The sequence below is a fragment of the Borreliella carolinensis genome (assembly GCF_032595855.2).
Classification (GTDB): Bacteria; Spirochaetota; Spirochaetia; order Borreliales; family Borreliaceae; genus Borreliella; species Borreliella carolinensis.
On sequence record NZ_CP179458.1, the window covers coordinates 1 to 16,164 of the forward strand.

The 16,164-nt window shown below is 30.9% G+C and carries 26 protein-coding genes; all 26 read left to right on the plus strand.

Features of this window, described 5'->3' with window-relative positions; translation table 11 throughout:
* The first annotated feature begins 64 nt into the window (after positions 1-64).
* The 26 genes from QIA46_RS05440 to QIA46_RS05565 all read left to right on the plus strand — a co-directional run bounded on the left by QIA46_RS05440 (position 65) and on the right by QIA46_RS05565 (position 16,157).
* Positions 65-1,288 (plus strand): phage portal protein, encoded by a 1,224-nt coding sequence (locus QIA46_RS05440; protein ID WP_418905959.1) that lies wholly within the window; start codon positions 65-67, stop codon positions 1,286-1,288.
* Positions 1,289-1,358: 70 nt separating this feature from the next.
* Positions 1,359-1,973 (plus strand): DUF1357 family protein, encoded by a 615-nt coding sequence (locus QIA46_RS05445; RefSeq protein ID WP_418905977.1) that lies wholly within the window; start codon positions 1,359-1,361, stop codon positions 1,971-1,973.
* 11 nt (positions 1,974-1,984) lie between these two features.
* A complete protein-coding gene (locus QIA46_RS05450) occupies positions 1,985-2,542 on the plus strand; it encodes a DUF228 domain-containing protein (protein ID WP_418905960.1) in 558 nt (185 codons plus the stop codon).
* 7 nt (positions 2,543-2,549) lie between these two features.
* Positions 2,550-3,317 (plus strand): DUF228 domain-containing protein, encoded by a 768-nt coding sequence (locus QIA46_RS05455; protein WP_418905961.1) that lies wholly within the window; start codon positions 2,550-2,552, stop codon positions 3,315-3,317.
* Positions 3,318-3,346: 29 nt separating this feature from the next.
* On the plus strand, positions 3,347-3,919 hold the full coding sequence (locus QIA46_RS05460; protein WP_418905962.1) for a DUF228 domain-containing protein: 573 nt from the start codon (positions 3,347-3,349) through the stop codon (positions 3,917-3,919).
* Positions 3,920-3,947: 28 nt separating this feature from the next.
* A complete protein-coding gene (locus QIA46_RS05465; RefSeq protein ID WP_418905963.1) occupies positions 3,948-4,907 on the plus strand; it encodes a hypothetical protein in 960 nt (319 codons plus the stop codon).
* A 19-nt stretch (positions 4,908-4,926) separates the two neighbouring features.
* Complete coding sequence (locus QIA46_RS05470) at positions 4,927-5,382, plus strand: DUF3890 domain-containing protein (protein WP_418905964.1); 456 nt, start codon at positions 4,927-4,929, stop codon at positions 5,380-5,382.
* Positions 5,382-5,765, plus strand: coding sequence for a DUF1506 family protein (locus QIA46_RS05475; RefSeq protein ID WP_418905965.1), 384 nt, complete (start codon positions 5,382-5,384; stop codon positions 5,763-5,765). Before QIA46_RS05470 ends, QIA46_RS05475 begins: the two co-directional genes overlap by 1 nt.
* Positions 5,753-6,142, plus strand: coding sequence for a hypothetical protein (locus tag QIA46_RS05480; protein ID WP_418905966.1), 390 nt, complete (start codon positions 5,753-5,755; stop codon positions 6,140-6,142). Before QIA46_RS05475 ends, QIA46_RS05480 begins: the two co-directional genes overlap by 13 nt.
* Positions 6,139-6,708 carry a DUF764 family protein gene (locus QIA46_RS05485; protein WP_418905967.1) on the plus strand — a complete coding sequence of 190 codons (570 nt, stop codon included), beginning with the start codon at positions 6,139-6,141 and terminating at the stop codon, positions 6,706-6,708. Before QIA46_RS05480 ends, QIA46_RS05485 begins: the two co-directional genes overlap by 4 nt.
* Complete coding sequence (locus QIA46_RS05490; RefSeq protein WP_418905968.1) at positions 6,689-7,801, plus strand: DUF787 family protein; 1,113 nt, start codon at positions 6,689-6,691, stop codon at positions 7,799-7,801. Before QIA46_RS05485 ends, QIA46_RS05490 begins: the two co-directional genes overlap by 20 nt.
* Positions 7,802-7,816: 15 nt before the next feature.
* The gene (locus tag QIA46_RS05495) at positions 7,817-8,245 is read left to right on the plus strand and encodes a DUF1463 domain-containing protein (protein ID WP_012644790.1); all 429 of its coding nucleotides are present in this window, start codon (positions 7,817-7,819) and stop codon (positions 8,243-8,245) included.
* Between the two features lie 15 nt (positions 8,246-8,260).
* Positions 8,261-8,716 carry a DUF1473 family protein gene (locus QIA46_RS05500; RefSeq protein ID WP_418905969.1) on the plus strand — a complete coding sequence of 152 codons (456 nt, stop codon included), beginning with the start codon at positions 8,261-8,263 and terminating at the stop codon, positions 8,714-8,716.
* On the plus strand, positions 8,713-8,949 hold the full coding sequence (locus tag QIA46_RS05505; protein ID WP_418905970.1) for a DUF1322 family protein: 237 nt from the start codon (positions 8,713-8,715) through the stop codon (positions 8,947-8,949). The genes QIA46_RS05500 and QIA46_RS05505 overlap by 4 nt, the downstream gene beginning before the upstream one ends.
* 7 nt (positions 8,950-8,956) lie before the next feature.
* Complete coding sequence (locus tag QIA46_RS05510; RefSeq protein ID WP_418905971.1) at positions 8,957-10,033, plus strand: DUF759 family protein; 1,077 nt, start codon at positions 8,957-8,959, stop codon at positions 10,031-10,033.
* Positions 10,034-10,045: 12 nt separating this feature from the next.
* Complete coding sequence (locus QIA46_RS05515) at positions 10,046-10,663, plus strand: DUF792 family protein (protein WP_418905972.1); 618 nt, start codon at positions 10,046-10,048, stop codon at positions 10,661-10,663.
* A gap of 3 nt (positions 10,664-10,666) precedes the next feature.
* Positions 10,667-11,608, plus strand: a complete 942-nt coding sequence (locus QIA46_RS05520) for a DUF693 family protein (protein ID WP_418905910.1) — start codon at positions 10,667-10,669, stop codon at positions 11,606-11,608.
* A gap of 24 nt (positions 11,609-11,632) precedes the next feature.
* Entirely contained in the window at positions 11,633-12,178 is a 546-nt protein-coding gene (locus QIA46_RS05525; RefSeq protein WP_418905973.1) for a DUF777 family protein, read from the plus strand.
* A gap of 29 nt (positions 12,179-12,207) precedes the next feature.
* Entirely contained in the window at positions 12,208-12,540 is a 333-nt protein-coding gene (locus QIA46_RS05530) for a DUF2634 domain-containing protein (protein ID WP_418905911.1), read from the plus strand.
* Complete coding sequence (locus tag QIA46_RS05535; protein ID WP_418905974.1) at positions 12,537-13,415, plus strand: DUF276 domain-containing protein; 879 nt, start codon at positions 12,537-12,539, stop codon at positions 13,413-13,415. The genes QIA46_RS05530 and QIA46_RS05535 overlap by 4 nt, the downstream gene beginning before the upstream one ends.
* A 5-nt stretch (positions 13,416-13,420) precedes the next feature.
* Entirely contained in the window at positions 13,421-14,026 is a 606-nt protein-coding gene (locus tag QIA46_RS05540) for a DUF735 family protein (protein ID WP_418905975.1), read from the plus strand.
* Between the two features lie 9 nt (positions 14,027-14,035).
* Positions 14,036-14,854: a DUF685 domain-containing protein gene (locus tag QIA46_RS05545; RefSeq protein WP_418905976.1), complete on the plus strand. Its 819-nt coding sequence runs from the start codon at positions 14,036-14,038 to the stop codon at positions 14,852-14,854.
* Between the two features lie 77 nt (positions 14,855-14,931).
* Complete coding sequence (locus QIA46_RS05550) at positions 14,932-15,135, plus strand: BlyA family holin (RefSeq protein WP_418905944.1); 204 nt, start codon at positions 14,932-14,934, stop codon at positions 15,133-15,135.
* Between the two features lie 3 nt (positions 15,136-15,138).
* Positions 15,139-15,495 carry a BlyB family putative holin accessory protein gene (locus QIA46_RS05555; protein WP_418905945.1) on the plus strand — a complete coding sequence of 119 codons (357 nt, stop codon included), beginning with the start codon at positions 15,139-15,141 and terminating at the stop codon, positions 15,493-15,495.
* Complete coding sequence (locus tag QIA46_RS05560) at positions 15,476-15,811, plus strand: BlyB family putative holin accessory protein (protein ID WP_418905946.1); 336 nt, start codon at positions 15,476-15,478, stop codon at positions 15,809-15,811. Before QIA46_RS05555 ends, QIA46_RS05560 begins: the two co-directional genes overlap by 20 nt.
* Positions 15,804-16,157 (plus strand): BBA14 family lipoprotein, encoded by a 354-nt coding sequence (locus QIA46_RS05565; protein WP_418905947.1) that lies wholly within the window; start codon positions 15,804-15,806, stop codon positions 16,155-16,157. The genes QIA46_RS05560 and QIA46_RS05565 overlap by 8 nt, the downstream gene beginning before the upstream one ends.
* The last annotated feature ends 7 nt before the right edge of the window (positions 16,158-16,164 follow it).

Sequence of the window (16,164 nt, forward strand, 5' to 3'; positions counted from 1 at the left end):
ATTTTATTGACAAAAATAATAGTTTTTGCTATCATACGTCTAATTTAATAAAGAGAAGTAAAAGGTGTGTGATTTAAGAAAAACAAAATTAATAGATAAAATAAGTTCACTAGAACTATATAAATACTCAATATTTTTTAGGAATTATATAGAAAATGTAGCAGAGGATTGTCTCAAGAACGGACTTGTTCTTGAGAGCGCTGCCCACAATGTTAGTGAGGTTGAGCTTGCTAGGTTAAAGGTACAACTCAAAAATGCTCTGCTTAATTGTATAATAAGCTACCGTTTTCATGGGATTGGATATGTTTTAGTAAAAACCAAAGATACCCTAATAGACCTTGAACAACCCGTTAATATAGAATTACCTATTGGTTTTGAATACCTTGATTATGAATATGTAAGAGATTCGGGAGTTGATTTTGATCATATAACCTACAGAGTAAAATCCAACAATAAGAACAATTCTTTAGACGCAGTTAAAATACATAAAAGTCGACTTCTCATATATGAAAACTTTGATTATATCTTAAAAAGATATGTTCCGTGTTATACGGAAAGCTTTTTGCTAGATATTTATTTATTTGAAAAGATATACGTTGAAATAGAAAGGCGTATTAAAAACCACAATTTTTTGTTTTACAAAGATGAATCTTTAGTGCAACTGCAAGACGCACTCTCTAGCGCAACAACTTCTTTAAGTGCACTTACTCAGAGCAGTAATGATAGAGGAAGTGGCATTTTATCTTCTTTTTTGAGAAAACAAAATTCAAACAATCATAGTAAAGATATTTCTAATTTAAGAACCCTTAATGACTCATTATCACAGGAGCTTGCTAGGTTAAAAAGCAATCTAAATAATGAGGGAATGTTTTATACAGCTACTCCGAGTGCTAGTTTAGAGGTTATTAAATATGACCTTAGCTACTTAAAGGAGGCTTTAGCATTAATTAAGGCAAAAATTGGTGCTGATACTAAAGAGCCCTTAACCAGAAGTTTTAATGAGCAGGCTAAAGGACTAGGAAATGATGGTAAAGGTGATAGGAGTAATTATTACGATTTTCTAAAAGGTGTACAAGAACAAGTTGAGAACTCTTGTAATTTAAAACTTACAAAGTATTTCGGGCTTGATATGAAGTTTAATTCGCTGATTATGTTAAGTGAAGAACAAAAAGTAGAAAGAGATATAAAGCTAATTGAGCTTTACAGTAAATATAACCAGCTTATACAGAGTAGCTCATTTAATAATGAGGAGCTAGCGATTTTAAAAGAGAAATTATTCTCATTTTGAGAAAAGGAGTTAAAAAGTGACTGAAAATAAAGAAAAAGAAGAGCAGCAAATTAAGGCTGATACTAAAGCTATGCGTGATGGGGAATTTGAAGAGTATATGCGCTTTAAAGAAAAAACAAACAGTAAATCCACAGAGATAAGTCGAGACTTAAGTATAAATGAGCGAATAACAAAAGAACTTGTAGAAGTTGAAGAGCGGGAGCGTATTGAAAAGCAATTGTTACTAGAGGCAGAGCGAATTAATGAAATTGATATGCTTGCAAAAGCCCATCTTAGCAACCATTTTAATAAGGAGGTGTTACTTGCAAAAGGATACACTTTAAAAGATATTATACAAGCACAGCGCAGAGAACTTGTTCGCAAGTTTGTTCCAATTGAGCAAATTAAAGCTATTGCTAAAATATCAGATATAAGTCATATCGATGGGGAGATACTAGGGCAACTTGTGTCTTTAGCAAAAGTGAATATTAAATTAAGAAAAAATGCGAATAACAATTCTTCTTCTGTTGACTCTATTAAGGGGAATATTGCTATTAAAACAGAAGAAAGAGCAAGTTTGCTTGATTCTAATTTTGTACCAATTAATTTTACAGAATTTGTACAAGCGATAAGTAATACTTATAAGCAAAGACGAATTCAATTTTATGAAAATCTAAAAAGACATAAAAGAACAAGTATTCCTTAAAGGAGTTTTTAATGAGCAATATAACAAAAATCAAACAAGAGTTTGCAAAAAAAGTTGCAGAAATTAAAGCATTAATGAAAAATCCCCAACAAGACATGGGGCTGCTTAGTAATTCTATTGAGTTTAGAGATAAAAACCCAATTTTTTCTAATTCTGGTGGAGTGTGCACTAGCAGTAAAGACAAAATAGAGAATTACCCTGCTAAAGGGTATCCATACAAGCGCGGAGTTAAGCTTAGTTTTGGTGATGGTACAACGGAGCTAGAAGTTGCGGCTGGTGGTGGAGACGATTTATATGGAGTGTGTTCTGATATAGATGAGTTTAGCGGTATGGCAACTGTAATTCCAATTACAAATAACTTTACTGGGTATTTAACGCTTAATAAAGATGGACAAAATAGTGTAAATCCAGGAGATAAACTAAATTTTAACCAACATGGGGAACTTGAAAAAAGCACGGGTTCTCAAAAAGCTGTTAATGCAATAGCGCTTTCAAAAGCACATAAATTGACAGAAGATTTATTTATAGTTTTTGCTAGTGTATTTGGGAATAGAGCTATTAAAGGGTAATTAAATTATGGTTTTAAAAGGTAACGTGCAAGTAGAAAATCTTGAGGCTGTTGAGGAAAACCCACAGCTAGATTTAGAGGCAGAGATTCCCGCTGCTCCTAGGGCTAAACGGCAGGCAAGACAAGCTGAGGATGCACAAGGGGAAGATCCATATTTGGAGGCAATTAATGAGCTTGATGATGTTCTTTTGAAATTCAAGAAATATGTAAAATCGATGAGTTCGATTGAAAATAAGGTTTTTAGCATTTCAAACAGTTGTTTTAAATCTAAAAATGAACGCGATGATGTTTATTCATTTGCATGTTCAAGCTATTCAGACAAAATAGAGGAATACCATTACGATCCAGGAAATAGTTTTCCATACAAGCGCGGCGTTAAACTTGTTCCAAAAGAGAACTCTATATATGTGGAAGTTGGAGCTGATACTGATATGTATGGGATATGTGTAGATGTATGTGAGTTTAGTTGTACCGCGTATGTATTGCCAATTACTAACAATTTTGAAGGGTATCTTGTTACAAGAAATCCAAGTATAAAAATAGGAGAAATACTAGACATAAATAATAACGGAGTTATTATCAAGGCTGGAGGTGGGCCACCAACTGTAATTAATGCATATGCCTTATCTGATTCATTTACAATCAATTTCGCACCCAAAGATGGAAATCAAGATCAAGCTAGATATCCCAAGCAAGAGTATTCTATTAATTTTATAAAAGTTGCAATTTTTGGTAATAGAGGCTTTGAGAAAATAGTAATACCAGATGGTGGTTAAATCTTAGGTGAATAAAAGGAGGTAAATAAATGGGAGATACAACGCAATTAGTAAAAGAGTATCAAGAGAAAAGAAGTAAACTCGAAAAGTTTATGAAAAATCCCCAACATGACGCTAGTTTGCTCAGTAATTCTAATGAATTTAGAGACAAAAATGTGAAATTTTTTGCTTCTGGAGGCACTAGAACTAGTAGGTTTGACAAATTGGAAAATCATCTATTTTTGGGGTATCCGTACAAGCGTGGAGTAAAAAGAGTTATTCAAGAGGTGCAAGATAATCAAAGTCACTATGAACCTCATGTTGAAGCTGGTGGAGGTGAAGACTTATATGGAATATGCATTGATATAGATGAGTTTAGTAAAACAGCCACTATTGTGCCAATTACCAATAATTTTGAGGGCTATTTAGTAGCAAAAGATTCTACGGTTAAAGTAAAAGACAAACTTGTTTTTAATAAAGACGGAGCCCTTGAAAAGGTTACTGGAGCAGCAAATAAAACGGCTATTAATGCAACAGCATTGTCTGATGCAAAGCAAATTAGTAATGAGGTTTATTTAGTAAAAGTGGCTGTATTTGGAAATAAAGCTATGAGTAGAAATTAATAATATTTAATATTTAGGAGGGCTTAATATGGAATTATTTGATGAAAATTATTATGCAAAAGCTGTAGCTAATATAATAGGAGAAGTTAAAGATCCTATTATGTATAAATGGTTTTCACCTGATCAAATTGAAGATGTTGATCTACAAATGGGATATCAAAAAACCGTAAGATGGGACGCGTTTTTAAATGCCAATCCTACAACAATTGCCAATGAGGTTAATACTATCTCAACTATTGGTTTTAGTTCTGAAGTGGTGAGACTTAATTATTTAAAGTTACAGTATAAATTTAGACATTTAAAGCAGACTTCTGAGAAATTTTATACTTCAGACTCATATATTGGGGACATTAATAATAATTTACTTCCTTTTGCTCAAGCTTATAAGCTTGCAAGTAATGAAATTATCAAACTTATTAATCATTTTGTACTAACTGGAACTGTTTCGATTCAAAAAGATGGGAAAAATCAAAAACGCCTACTTCCCAATATGTATGGACTACTTAATATGCCCGAGCAGATAAAAGAAGAAGTTCAAAGTGGTGATAAAGATAAAATGGATAAAATCTTTGAAAAAATTGAAGCTGGACTTTCAAAGTTGGAACTGGGCGACGAATTTTCCACACCAATGATGGTAATAGTTGACCCAGCAACGTCACTTAAACTAGTAAAACCATACGCAGCAGCACAGGGTGCAGCAAGTAGTTGTGAAAAATGGGAAGATGTTTTAATTCAAACTATTAAGGCTATTAATAATAGAGAAGATGTTTACATTGAAACTTCAAACTTGCTAAAACATAAAATACTCATTTATCCACTAAATTCAGAACTTATTAAATTTAAACCTAGCAAGTATATGCTACCTACACCGAATGAACAAGTTGATAAAGACTCAACCGATATTGCGCATTCATACATTGATTTTGTTTTAGGCGGGTTACTTGCTACTAGAAAAACTATTTTGCAAGTTAACATAAAGCAAAGTTAAAAGTATAAGGTAAGTGAAAATGAGTGAACAAGAAAACTTACAAGCACAAGCTGAGGGAGAAGAAGAACTTTTAGTAACAAAACTTCATTCAGAAGTGTTATTGCTATTAGGAATAGACAAATTTGCGCTAAGCAGACAAAATTTTTTACTTCATTTATCTTTACTTCAAGCTATTCTAGTAACGCGTGGTATTGATGCCAGTTCACTGATATATGAACAAATATTTTTACTTACTTTCTACCACATGGGTTGTCAATTAAGAAAACAAGGCGTTGTTCGAGAATTTGAATTTGATAGGATTAAAAAAGAGAAATTCAATGAACTTGAACTTGATTATTATCCTAGCAGTAGTGGAAGCGAAGAAGGTGGTGAGGGAGGCCGTGGCTCAAACAAAAATTTTTGTTCACAACTTGATGCATTTTTAGAAAAACTAAAAAGAGAAACTTTAACGTCATCTTGTGTGGGGGTTGTCTAATGAATGGTGTTAGAAAAAGACTTTCAGATATGTCTTTTCGCATGATTAACGTATTTAAAGGCCCGCAACCCTTAAAGTTTTATAAAGGCGATGTTGTAAAGCTTGAAAATGATTCTTCTTATCAGAGAGTATTTGATAAAAATAAATACACTGAATTTGCAGGGGTTATTATTGACATAGGGCCACAAGAACTTGCAATGCTTTATGATTCGGATATGTCTGATATTCAAGGGTATTCCAAACTTTACACATATGAAGACCTTAACTTCGAACTTAAAGACCGAATATCAATTGCAGATTTAGTTTATTTTGAAATATTTAGCATTGACTCTTCAATCGGATATTTTACTTTGGTTTTAAAGGAATTTATATGGACAAGCTAGAATTTAAACTGGAATTGGAAATTGGGTGGTTTGGTGGTCGTGCGAGAATTGCTAGAATGCATGAAAAAGGTAGCAGCAATTTACCTGCAAGAAAACATTTAACCAAAATTGCTAGTAGTAATGAGTTTAGAGAATATATCAACAATAGTTATATAAATTCCAAGTTTAATCTTGACCCTAAATCGGGAATGGAGGCTATTGGACAAGCTTTTATAAGGTACTATGAAAATTATCTATTATCAGCACAAGTCACTCCAGCCTTAAAGGCTAATGCAATTAAAAGCAAGCATAAAAGGGGGAGTAACACTGCAGCAATTCCACTTGTTGATACATCCAAAATGTTATCAGAGATTACTTATAAGGTAGCACTTGAATGATTTTAACTTTAGATATGGTATTAAATCATTTAACTCAAATATTTAAAGGGTTTAAGACGTATGCAACTGAAAATAATTTTGAGTGCGACATCATAAATACTTACAATCATCCGTACCTTTCAAAAATCACAGCTGCTAGCTCAAATATAATAGCATTGAAATTTGATGGCACAGAACATCTATTTGAACATAATTCTAGAGTCGGCGCATTTTATGAGAATGCTTTGGAATTTAGTGTAAATTTTCAAATATATATTATTGCGATAGTGTTAAACGCTCAAGATTTTGACGCTAATTCACGCATGTTAATGCTTTATGGTATGCTTAGTAATTTTCTACATAATAAAGCCCATAAGTATACTTTAGAAAGTCAATCACAACCCGAATATATTAGTAAAATTAATTTCTACATTTACCCAACATCTAATATGCAAACAGTTGGGCTAATTAATTTAGGCACAAAATATAGCAACCATGCATACAGTGCATCCATAGCATTCAATGCTAGTGTAAAAGCAATTGAAATTTTAAAGGAGGAATACGAAATTGCCGCAAGATACAATTAGTGTAAGTTTTATTGATTCTAGAATTCAAGCTAGTAGGACCAATTATTATAATCCACTTTTGGTTTACAAAACAGCTAAAATCAAAGTTAATAAAGATGCTGCTAACTTTATAACATTGAATTTAACCGTTAATAACTATGAAAAACAAATTGAAACTTTGGAAAAAGATAATGGGAATGGACAAGATCAGTTTGGAAAAGAAAAAACACTGCTTAAAACCGCAATGTCTAATTTTTTCAATTCAAACGAAGAATCATTAAAAGCAACCGATCTTTTCATTTATAAAGATAAGCCTGAAGAGCTAAAAAATTATCTTAAAGTACATAGGCACACTTTTGTTGTACTTATTAACACTGAGGGGGATGCGTCAGATGATGGACTTAAAATTTACAAAGATGACTATGCTAAATTCAAAATGCCTTCAACTTTTTTTGTATTCTCAACTAAAGAACAAGAAATAAAAGAACTATTTAAAGATAAAAGCAATACTGAAAAAGAAAGAAATATCGTTGTTTACAGTAACAATAAAGACAACCTACACCTTAAATTTATAAGTCAATATTTGAATCAAGCAAGTATTTTTCATTCTGTAAATCCTTATGGTATGTCACTAGCTGCTACACCACTTGTTGATGATACTGTAATTAACAAGTTACGAACTGCAAAAATTAACTTTTATTCACTTCTTAATGAAACTGGACTTGATGGTGTACCTGCCTTTAAAGAAGGTGTTGATCTAGCTGGAAGTGCAATAGACGAACAGTTTACATATCACTATATAAAAAATGAAGCGATTATTGAGCTTATTAGAATTTGGAATAAAAACAATAGACAAAACAGCAAATTATCTGCACTACAACTTAGTGGCGCTAGAGACAATGCATATACTTCAGCAATTGAGTGCCTACTTAAACGGTTTTTAGATAGAGGACTAATAATAGAGTATAAAAATTTAAGTCTTACTCTTTCTCCTACACCACAACTTAAATTAGAACTTAGTGTGAATATTACTTATAACTTTAGCATTAATGCTGTTGCTTTAGTAATTACTACTCAAGATATAGTTGATTATCAAAACAGCTTAAGTGCGTAAAAGGGGGTATAAAAAATGCAATTTTATGATTTAAGAGAAGTTTATTTTTCAATTGGCGGTACACAGCTACATAGTGGCAAACTAGAACTTACAAGCGAACCTACAACAAGAGCAGTGATTAGTAGTGAAGATAAAGGTATGCCTGTAATAAGCTTAAGAGATCCTAAAACGATAACTTATGTTTTCAACATTGAAGTTACTTTGGGTAGTCATGATTACATTTTGTTAACTGAACTTTCTGATGAACAGTTTTACAACATGGATGTGAGAAAAGATGATAAAATGCTTGATTTAGCATTCAATGATAGAATTGCTACCAAAATTATTTCTAACTATGCAATCTTTACTGAAGAGCCTTCAAGAAGTTATTCTGCTGAGGCTGAAAAAGTAACTTTTGAAATTAGGGCTATTAATTGCCAAAAAACTAAACCAAACAACACTTAAAAGGAGATTCTTATTATGATAATGAGATATAAAATGAAAATTTTAACTAAAAACAAAACTTATGAATATACATTGAGAGTACTTCCAGTCTATGAATGGGATAGAGTACTCGGATTTAATCAAAGTGACGCTGTTTTAAGGCTTAATGAGGTTAAATACTTAAGAGAAATTACAAGTTTAATGATAAGTCCAAAATTTTTAGACGAATTTTATGTGATTTTGGATCAAAATAGAGAATTTCTTTCTTATTATAAAGACTATCTTATTGCAATAATTTACACTGTGCAATTTAACACTTTCTATTTAGACGATGATCTAAAAACCCCTGCTTTAGTGTTTTTGAGTGAATATGAAAATAATGTTGGTGATTTTATTACTTTTGACTATATCAATGAAAATTTTAAGTATGAAAAAGTAGCCACTTTACTTTCATCAATTACATCAAATTCTAATGAGCTAGTTGCTAAATGAGCAAAAGAAATAGAAATATTGATAAAGCTATTGCAAGTATTAATGAGACTAGAAAAAAGTATTTTAACTTGCTTGACGAAATTAAGAACGATAAATACTATTTTCCAGTAATTATGAATATTTGCTCATACGACTCGGTAAAGAAATTGCCTTATGATGAGCTTTTAGAGGTTAATAGACTTGCTGAGATTAAATTAGAAAAAGAATTGTATGAATTAATTTTAAGCAAGTGAGGGCTTAGTGAGCGATAAATTCACCATTAAATTTAAGGGGATTCTTGATCATGCTGCAACAAAAAAGGCTATTGAACAAGATATTTCCAAAATGGAAAAATATCTTAAACCCAAAAAATCCAGTTTAGGGAGTACTAAAGATATTGTAAAGAATAATTTGTCGGACAAGAAAAAAGAACTTAACAGACAATCTAAATTTGAAAGCTTAAGAGAGCGTGTTGAGAAATACAGACTTACACAAGCTAAAAAACTTATAAAACAAAGCATGGGCTTTGAAAAAACTAAACAAAAAGAACTACTACTTCTCAATAGCGCTGTTTACAGCAAAGAGGAACGCAATAAGATTTGGGGCGCTCTTAAGGGAATGAAAGGATTTGAGCGCGACTTAGAAAAAGAAGATTTGTTGCAAACAGCAAGCGTGCTTAAAGGCCACCTCAAAAAATTGAAACTTACTGATAAAGAGGGAAAGAATGTGGTAAATTCAGCAAAACTTGCAGCTGTACTAAGAAGCGCAGGGCTTGCCAGCAATAACAAAAGCGCCGTTGAAGCTGTTTCACAGATACTTAAAGGGAACTTTACAGAAGCTTTTAATTTATTGAGCCCTATCGACAAATTTGGAGAAAAATATCTAGAGGCTATTAAAGACAAATTGAAAATCAGAACTGATAGGGGGGACAAACTAAAACTAAGACCACATATGATTAAAGATTTCATGAATGATGCACTATCCTTACACATTATAAGGCATTTAAATGATGTTAATAAGGCTAAAAGTGATTTAGCTAAAATAGAGCAAACTCTTCAAAACTTAACCAACGATGTTTTAATGCCGGCAATTGGCTTAGCTACTGAGATTATTCACAAGGTTAAGAATTTTGATTTTAAAAAAATCATAGACAATATAGTTGATAGCATAAAAGAAGCTATGGACGGCGCTTTTTCCGGAATAAAAACCGTTGGCAGCGGGGTAACTAATTTTGTTAGTACAAGTGCTGACTATATTAATCCTTTAAGTTGGTACGCATGGTTTATAAGGAATAACAACAATAACAACGATAATGATCAGTTAGGAAAATTTAAATAAAAAGGTAATTCTATGGACATTAACAATAAAAATATTATCAATAATAATATTGATAATAAAAATAAAGGACTGTCATCTGCAGAGATTATACAAATAATTCGAGATGTAATAACCCAAATATTTGCTCTTTTCGGAGCAGATAATTTTTTAGTGTTATTCCCAAGAATGGATTTAAAAGGTTTTGGATATGTTCCTCAATTGTTTTTTATAAAACCAAAAACCGAACTCATAACACGCACTTATAATACTAGTTGTTCTAAAAGACCGGTTATTAACTATTATGATAGAAAAGCAGAATATGTAAGCTACAATCCAGTAATGACTGGTGAAAATATATCATTAAACGGTGGAATACTAACCTCCTTATATAAGGATATGCTTTCTCTACTCAAAATGACTGTTTTTGGCAATACTATGCTACGTTTTGACGCTAATCTTGCAAAAGAACAACTGGCCAATAGAATACAAGCTCAAGTTCCCTTTAGTATCTACAGTCCAACTTTTGGCCTTAAAGAATTAGCTGTAATTACAAGTCTTTCGTTTAAGGATACTCCTTTCATTGATGAGGTTGAAGTTGGTCTATCAATGGAAGTAGTAAAAACATTTGAATTGGAAAAATATAAAGGATAAAAAATGCTGCTACTACAATATGATTTTAAAATTGAATTTTACAAAGCAAAACAATCCTTAGAAAAGGATACAAGTTCTGGAGATTCTTTAATTGAAGAAACTCCTAAAATTATAATAAATACGCAACATGGAATTCATATTGATATTACCATATCTAATGAGTTTTCAAATTATAATTTTGTAAAATCTAAACGAACAAAAATTGTACTTTGGAATTTGCCCCTAGACTTCACCAACGACATTGAAGTAGGAGATATAGTAAAAATACGCTATAAAAAATTTGCTCATGAAAAAAATTTTGATTTCATAATGTCGGGTTATTTGGGAACTCCTATGAGTACTGATTATCCTGGTGGTGATTTTAGTGTTGAGCTTGACGTTCGGTTAGCGGTTAGTAGCAACTTCTTTGATCGAAAATTAGAGAACAAAAACTTTAAGGGAAAAACGGTGCAAGAGGCCATAGAATCTGTATTCCCTAATCGCAATATTATTAATATGGGAAAAGAAGATCGTCTTAAAATCATTGAAAAAGATATTTATGCCACAACACCAAAAGAATTTGTTGACAAAATAAAAGGAATATATATTCATGACGTAATAGCTGATGTTGGTGGTGACAGTTTTGATGTTGAATGTAATTTTATATTTACTAATGATAGAACAATTGAAGCAGATGAAAATTACAAGGCTTTAGAAGATTATGGACTTGAATTCATACCACAACAAGAAATTGCTATTGAGGGTGAATACCATATAAGACGTGTATATTGGAACGCACAAACATTTTACACACATAAACTAAAAATTGGCGATAAGGTTTCATTTATTGATGGATTAGGAAAAATGATAAAAACCACCATAAAAGAAACCAGCGCAAGACTTAGCAACGCAGGAGAGTGTTCATTAATACTTAAATTAAAGGATGATTCTGATGGTTCTGATTAAATGTAGAAAGTAAAGGGGATTAAAATGACTAAAGACTATAAAATTTATAGAATGAATCAGCGCCTTTATGGTCATGCTTTAGCACAAGAGGACGTTAAAAATTGGATTTATTCAAACATTTTCATAATTAAAATTGGCACTATAAAGGAGTTTAAACAACAAACTCAAGAGGCTATTGTTACAATACCCGAATTTGAAGATTTAGAAATTCACACAAAAAATATCTCTAATATCAGTTTAGAACTATCAAAAGGTGATTGCGTTTTACTACTTCAATCAAGCGTTAATATTTTTGATAAAAATAACGATATCCACTTTGACAAACATCATTTTTATATACTTAGTGCAATTAGCCCAAAGACTTTAAATCTTATCTCTGATACTGTTAAAATTAAAGCAAACAATAAAATTGAAATAGCCAATGAAATAACTTCCTTAAAATCAATTCTAGAGAGTATTGTAAGTGCTATTAATGGAATTACTGTAAAAGGAAAAGCGGTCGTTGACTATGCAAGCTTACAAATAGCAACATCTAGAATTAGCAATAATATTAATAGTTTATTTAAGTAATTTTTGCTAAATATGGTATAATTACTAGTATGGATTTAAGATTAGGCAATAATTTTGAATTGGTATTTAATAACGATTTATCGCTTGTTGATGGGATTGATGAACAAAAACAAAGATTTTTGATATTTTTAAAAACCTTAAGGGGTAGTTTAAGCTATGCTCCTCATTGGGGACTGGATTATTTCTTACTTTTAAAACTGTTAAAAATTAACAATCTTCACGCTGTAAAAAATTATTTTCATGAAATATCTAAAGAACTTAATTTAGATTTAACAGACATTTCAACTACTATACAAGACAACAAAGCACATATATCCTTTTTTTTCTCAGGCGATGTTTTGAATATGGAGTTTAATTTATGAGCATAGTTTTCGATTCTGATTTTGGCATTTTAAAACGGACAATTAAGGATATTGTAAGATCGAAAAGAGAATATTTACGCGTAAATTATGGTATTAATATTGACGATAATCAAAGCTCAATTTATAACATTATTGCGTCTTCTTTAGCATTAATTGAAGAAGAAATAATTAATGAGCTTAATCTCTTTTTTTCTAAAATGAAACCGGGCGGCACCTATTGGGCTGCTATTGAAGAACACATTTCTTCTAAAAGCACAACTTACAGTGCTGTTCGCAATGCCTTACTTAATCTTGAGGGAATTGAGTACACTAATATTAAAAGTGCAGCTGGTAAAGCCAACATATATCTAATTTTAAAGGAAACTTTACTAGACGATAGCAAATCCAACATTAACAGTTCTGAATTTAAAGCAAAACTTTGGGAAACATTATATCTAACAACTCCTAGTGGGACTTTACTTGAGGGAGACATAGAAATTGATGGGCTCAATTCAACTGGACAACGCAAATCCTACAAAATATCGCTAGGAAAAAGAAAATATGTTTATATGAAAGTAAAGTATAAACTTGACCTTAAAAACTATCTTTACTTAAACATAGACTCTCAAATTAGGGACATTTATTCTAGGATTATTTCGAATAACTATTCTGATATGGGAATTAGCTTTGAATATCAAGACTTTTTTGCTCCAGTTAATGAAGTTAAAGGAATTAAATTTATGGAAATAAGCGTTTGTATTAAAGACACAGACACTGAAAGTATTTCAAAAATTACTGATAGCGACTTTAATAAAAATCAGGATATTGCCATTAATGATGATACAATACTACTTTTCAATACTACAGATCGATTGCTTATTGACATTGATAGTTAACAAATATGAAAATATCTAATTTATTCAATGGCACTGAAGTTCATAAATTTATAATTACAGAAACCGAGTATGCACAAGCGCTACTTAATGAACTTAAGTTTCTTAATTCTAATTTCATATCCATTAATGCAAAAGAAAATGTAAAATCACGATATATCGCAATATGGATATCTCAAGTTTTATCTATTTTTTATGCAAAAACTCAAACTTTACAAAGTATTACAAGCAATATTAATAGTGTTATTTTTGCTTTACGGCACATTGGTACTGATGAGTCATTTAGACTGATTTTCAGGGCCTTTTTAAATGTAGACATTGAAGTTACTACTCCTGAAGCTGGGGTTATTGATATCTCACTAAAAGGGGTAATAAAAACAAACTTTACCACGTTTATTTCGCCTAGTACTAAAAAGGGAAAACGACTAAAAAAGATAATTCTTAGAGAAAAGAAACCAGGATACGCTGCATCTAAAAAAGCTTTGGTATTTAATTCGCTTCCTAAAGGATATGACCATTCAATTTATGCTTTTATTAAGAGAATTATTCCTATTGGTAGAGTTCTCAAAATTAATAATACAGATGGTAACAATATTATAACTTTTAACAACTAGGGGGGCTTTATGGCTGATGATCAAGATAAATTACTAATTGATGAAGAAGAAACTGTTCAAATAAAAGATTTGAACAGGGTTAAAATCGTTAAAAACAATGATCTTTTACTGCTTGATGATGGGGTTGCAAGTAGCAACGCTATTACCTTTAAAGATTTTTTAGAAACCACTAAAGACAAAACATTTAAAGGAGAAGGATTAAGTTATTTTAAAGAGATAATTAAGTCTACAATCGCAGAAGAGCTTGCAGCCAATACAGATTTTGTAGAAACAATTTACACTAAAATAATAAACAAACTAATTAATAATGACTCTACTAATCTTTCTAGTCTTTATAAAAAAATAAGATCATTCCTTGAAAGTGGCATATCATCTACCACTCTATCTAAAGATGACTATCTTTTAACACTTCGCCCTTTCGGTACTATTGAAAAAATATCCATTCCCAAACAATTACTAGGCTTACCGTCGCGCTTTACTTACGCTGATTATCTCTATAATACTAGTGGCACTACGCTTTATCCGAGGGAATACGGGGGTAACTCAATAGCTATTAATATGAAAAGATATAATGATGTAACTCTTGTTTGTAATAAAAATCTTGACGATGTACCATCTTACTTTGATATTGATATTGACATAGAACATAGTAAAAATGGAAGTAAATCATTATATCTAAGGTATTCCGACGAAAGTCAAAAAAAACTAGTTTATAAGCATGAGGGGGCCTCTTCAATATCTATTAGAGTTCCCATGTATAAAGGATGGTATATCCAAAAAAGAGCCTACATATCAGGAAATCCTGTCCCAGCTCTTTTTAAACTGTAAATTTTTTTAGCAAAAATTGTGATTTTGGTATATAATATACATATCAAAATAAAAAATTAAAATCGAGGATTGAAAAAATGGATAGTATTAAAATAACCGAACTTCTTATCAATTTAAACGAAATTAAGCTTATAGCAGTAATGATTTTTGCCACAGTACTAATTCTTGGAGTGCTAATTCTTCTAAAGCCCTTACTAAAAGATATATTAACTATATTAATAGGCAAGCTTTTTAGAAATGGCAATGGAAATGGTAATACTCATATCAAAAAAAGAGATTAAATTATGAAATTATCTAAAGATAATCTTGAAATTGGACTTGCGTCTATATCAAACCTTATTGATATATTTTCTAAATTTGAAGATGAATTTGATGAAATTGCACATAAAGGATTCTTTTTGGCTTATGAGCTGTATTCTCATTACAAATTAATTTATACAGCAAATATAGAAAGACTTGAAAGTGCATTGACTCCAGCAATAAATGCGGTACTTGCTCCATTAAATGAAAAAATCAATACGGTTATTGATCTAGTTAACTCTAATGATAAAAATCTCAAAATATCTAAGGATCTAAAATTCAACAAAGACGGAAAACCTATTTATAAGGAAAGAACAAATAATGCAAAAGAACACTATTGAATTGGGACTTAATTTAATATCCAGCTTAACTAACATAGCTAAAACTGATACAAACATAGATCATAATTACATTAATACTTTTAGTAAAGTAATAGATTTTTTCTATAAAACATATATAAGCACACTAAAATCTATGGAAACAGCTGAGTCAACTAAAATATTTGAAGAAATAAAAGATATTTTAAAATACAACATTGAGGTAATAGAGGCTATCTCTACTGACAAAAATAAAAAAATTATCACTTCTCTTAAAGCAACACGTAACAAAATTATGAAAGAATACATCAAAATACTTAAAAGGAGTGAAAATGCTTAAAAGATTGCATTGTCTACTAATTGTTTTGCTATTGTGTTGCACTACTATTGCTAGTCTACCAGAAGAGCCAAAACCTCCAATTATTCCAACACTAAAATCTTTAGCTAAATACGAAACACAACTTTCAGAGTATGTTATGTACCTTGTAACATTTTTAGCCAAAACAAAAGTTAAAGTTAATGACCCAAATTATCCAGAATATCCTTATCCAGATTTATCAACACTAAAAGACGAACACTCCATAACTGCGGTAAAACATAATATCAACATATATTTAGAGTACATTAAAAAAACAAAACCAATAGCGGAAAAAGTCTATAATCAATATTCGAAATTAAAAATGTAAATTACAA

Bases quoted from the DNA above. Each gene is read 5' to 3' on its own strand.
- QIA46_RS05470 (WP_418905964.1), top strand. From the start codon at position 4,927: ATGAGTGAACAAGAAAACTTACAAGCACAAGCTGAGGGAGAAGAAGAA.
- QIA46_RS05545 (WP_418905976.1), top strand. From the start codon at position 14,036: ATGGCTGATGATCAAGATAAATTACTAATTGATGAAGAAGAAACTGTT.
- QIA46_RS05475 (WP_418905965.1), top strand. From the start codon at position 5,382: ATGAATGGTGTTAGAAAAAGACTTTCAGATATGTCTTTTCGCATGATT.
- QIA46_RS05480 (WP_418905966.1), top strand. From the start codon at position 5,753: ATGGACAAGCTAGAATTTAAACTGGAATTGGAAATTGGGTGGTTTGGT.
- QIA46_RS05540 (WP_418905975.1), top strand. From the start codon at position 13,421: ATGAAAATATCTAATTTATTCAATGGCACTGAAGTTCATAAATTTATA.
- QIA46_RS05460 (WP_418905962.1), top strand. From the start codon at position 3,347: ATGGGAGATACAACGCAATTAGTAAAAGAGTATCAAGAGAAAAGAAGT.
- QIA46_RS05560 (WP_418905946.1), top strand. From the start codon at position 15,476: ATGCAAAAGAACACTATTGAATTGGGACTTAATTTAATATCCAGCTTA.
- QIA46_RS05450 (WP_418905960.1), top strand. From the start codon at position 1,985: ATGAGCAATATAACAAAAATCAAACAAGAGTTTGCAAAAAAAGTTGCA.
- QIA46_RS05455 (WP_418905961.1), top strand. From the start codon at position 2,550: ATGGTTTTAAAAGGTAACGTGCAAGTAGAAAATCTTGAGGCTGTTGAG.
- QIA46_RS05565 (WP_418905947.1), top strand. From the start codon at position 15,804: ATGCTTAAAAGATTGCATTGTCTACTAATTGTTTTGCTATTGTGTTGC.
- QIA46_RS05550 (WP_418905944.1), top strand. From the start codon at position 14,932: ATGGATAGTATTAAAATAACCGAACTTCTTATCAATTTAAACGAAATT.
- QIA46_RS05530 (WP_418905911.1), top strand. From the start codon at position 12,208: ATGGATTTAAGATTAGGCAATAATTTTGAATTGGTATTTAATAACGAT.
- QIA46_RS05515 (WP_418905972.1), top strand. From the start codon at position 10,046: ATGGACATTAACAATAAAAATATTATCAATAATAATATTGATAATAAA.
- QIA46_RS05520 (WP_418905910.1), top strand. From the start codon at position 10,667: ATGCTGCTACTACAATATGATTTTAAAATTGAATTTTACAAAGCAAAA.
- QIA46_RS05500 (WP_418905969.1), top strand. From the start codon at position 8,261: ATGATAATGAGATATAAAATGAAAATTTTAACTAAAAACAAAACTTAT.
- QIA46_RS05445 (WP_418905977.1), top strand. From the start codon at position 1,359: ATGCGTGATGGGGAATTTGAAGAGTATATGCGCTTTAAAGAAAAAACA.
- QIA46_RS05485 (WP_418905967.1), top strand. From the start codon at position 6,139: ATGATTTTAACTTTAGATATGGTATTAAATCATTTAACTCAAATATTT.
- QIA46_RS05465 (WP_418905963.1), top strand. From the start codon at position 3,948: ATGGAATTATTTGATGAAAATTATTATGCAAAAGCTGTAGCTAATATA.
- QIA46_RS05535 (WP_418905974.1), top strand. From the start codon at position 12,537: ATGAGCATAGTTTTCGATTCTGATTTTGGCATTTTAAAACGGACAATT.
- QIA46_RS05525 (WP_418905973.1), top strand. From the start codon at position 11,633: ATGACTAAAGACTATAAAATTTATAGAATGAATCAGCGCCTTTATGGT.
- QIA46_RS05555 (WP_418905945.1), top strand. From the start codon at position 15,139: ATGAAATTATCTAAAGATAATCTTGAAATTGGACTTGCGTCTATATCA.
- QIA46_RS05505 (WP_418905970.1), top strand. From the start codon at position 8,713: ATGAGCAAAAGAAATAGAAATATTGATAAAGCTATTGCAAGTATTAAT.
- QIA46_RS05495 (WP_012644790.1), top strand. From the start codon at position 7,817: ATGCAATTTTATGATTTAAGAGAAGTTTATTTTTCAATTGGCGGTACA.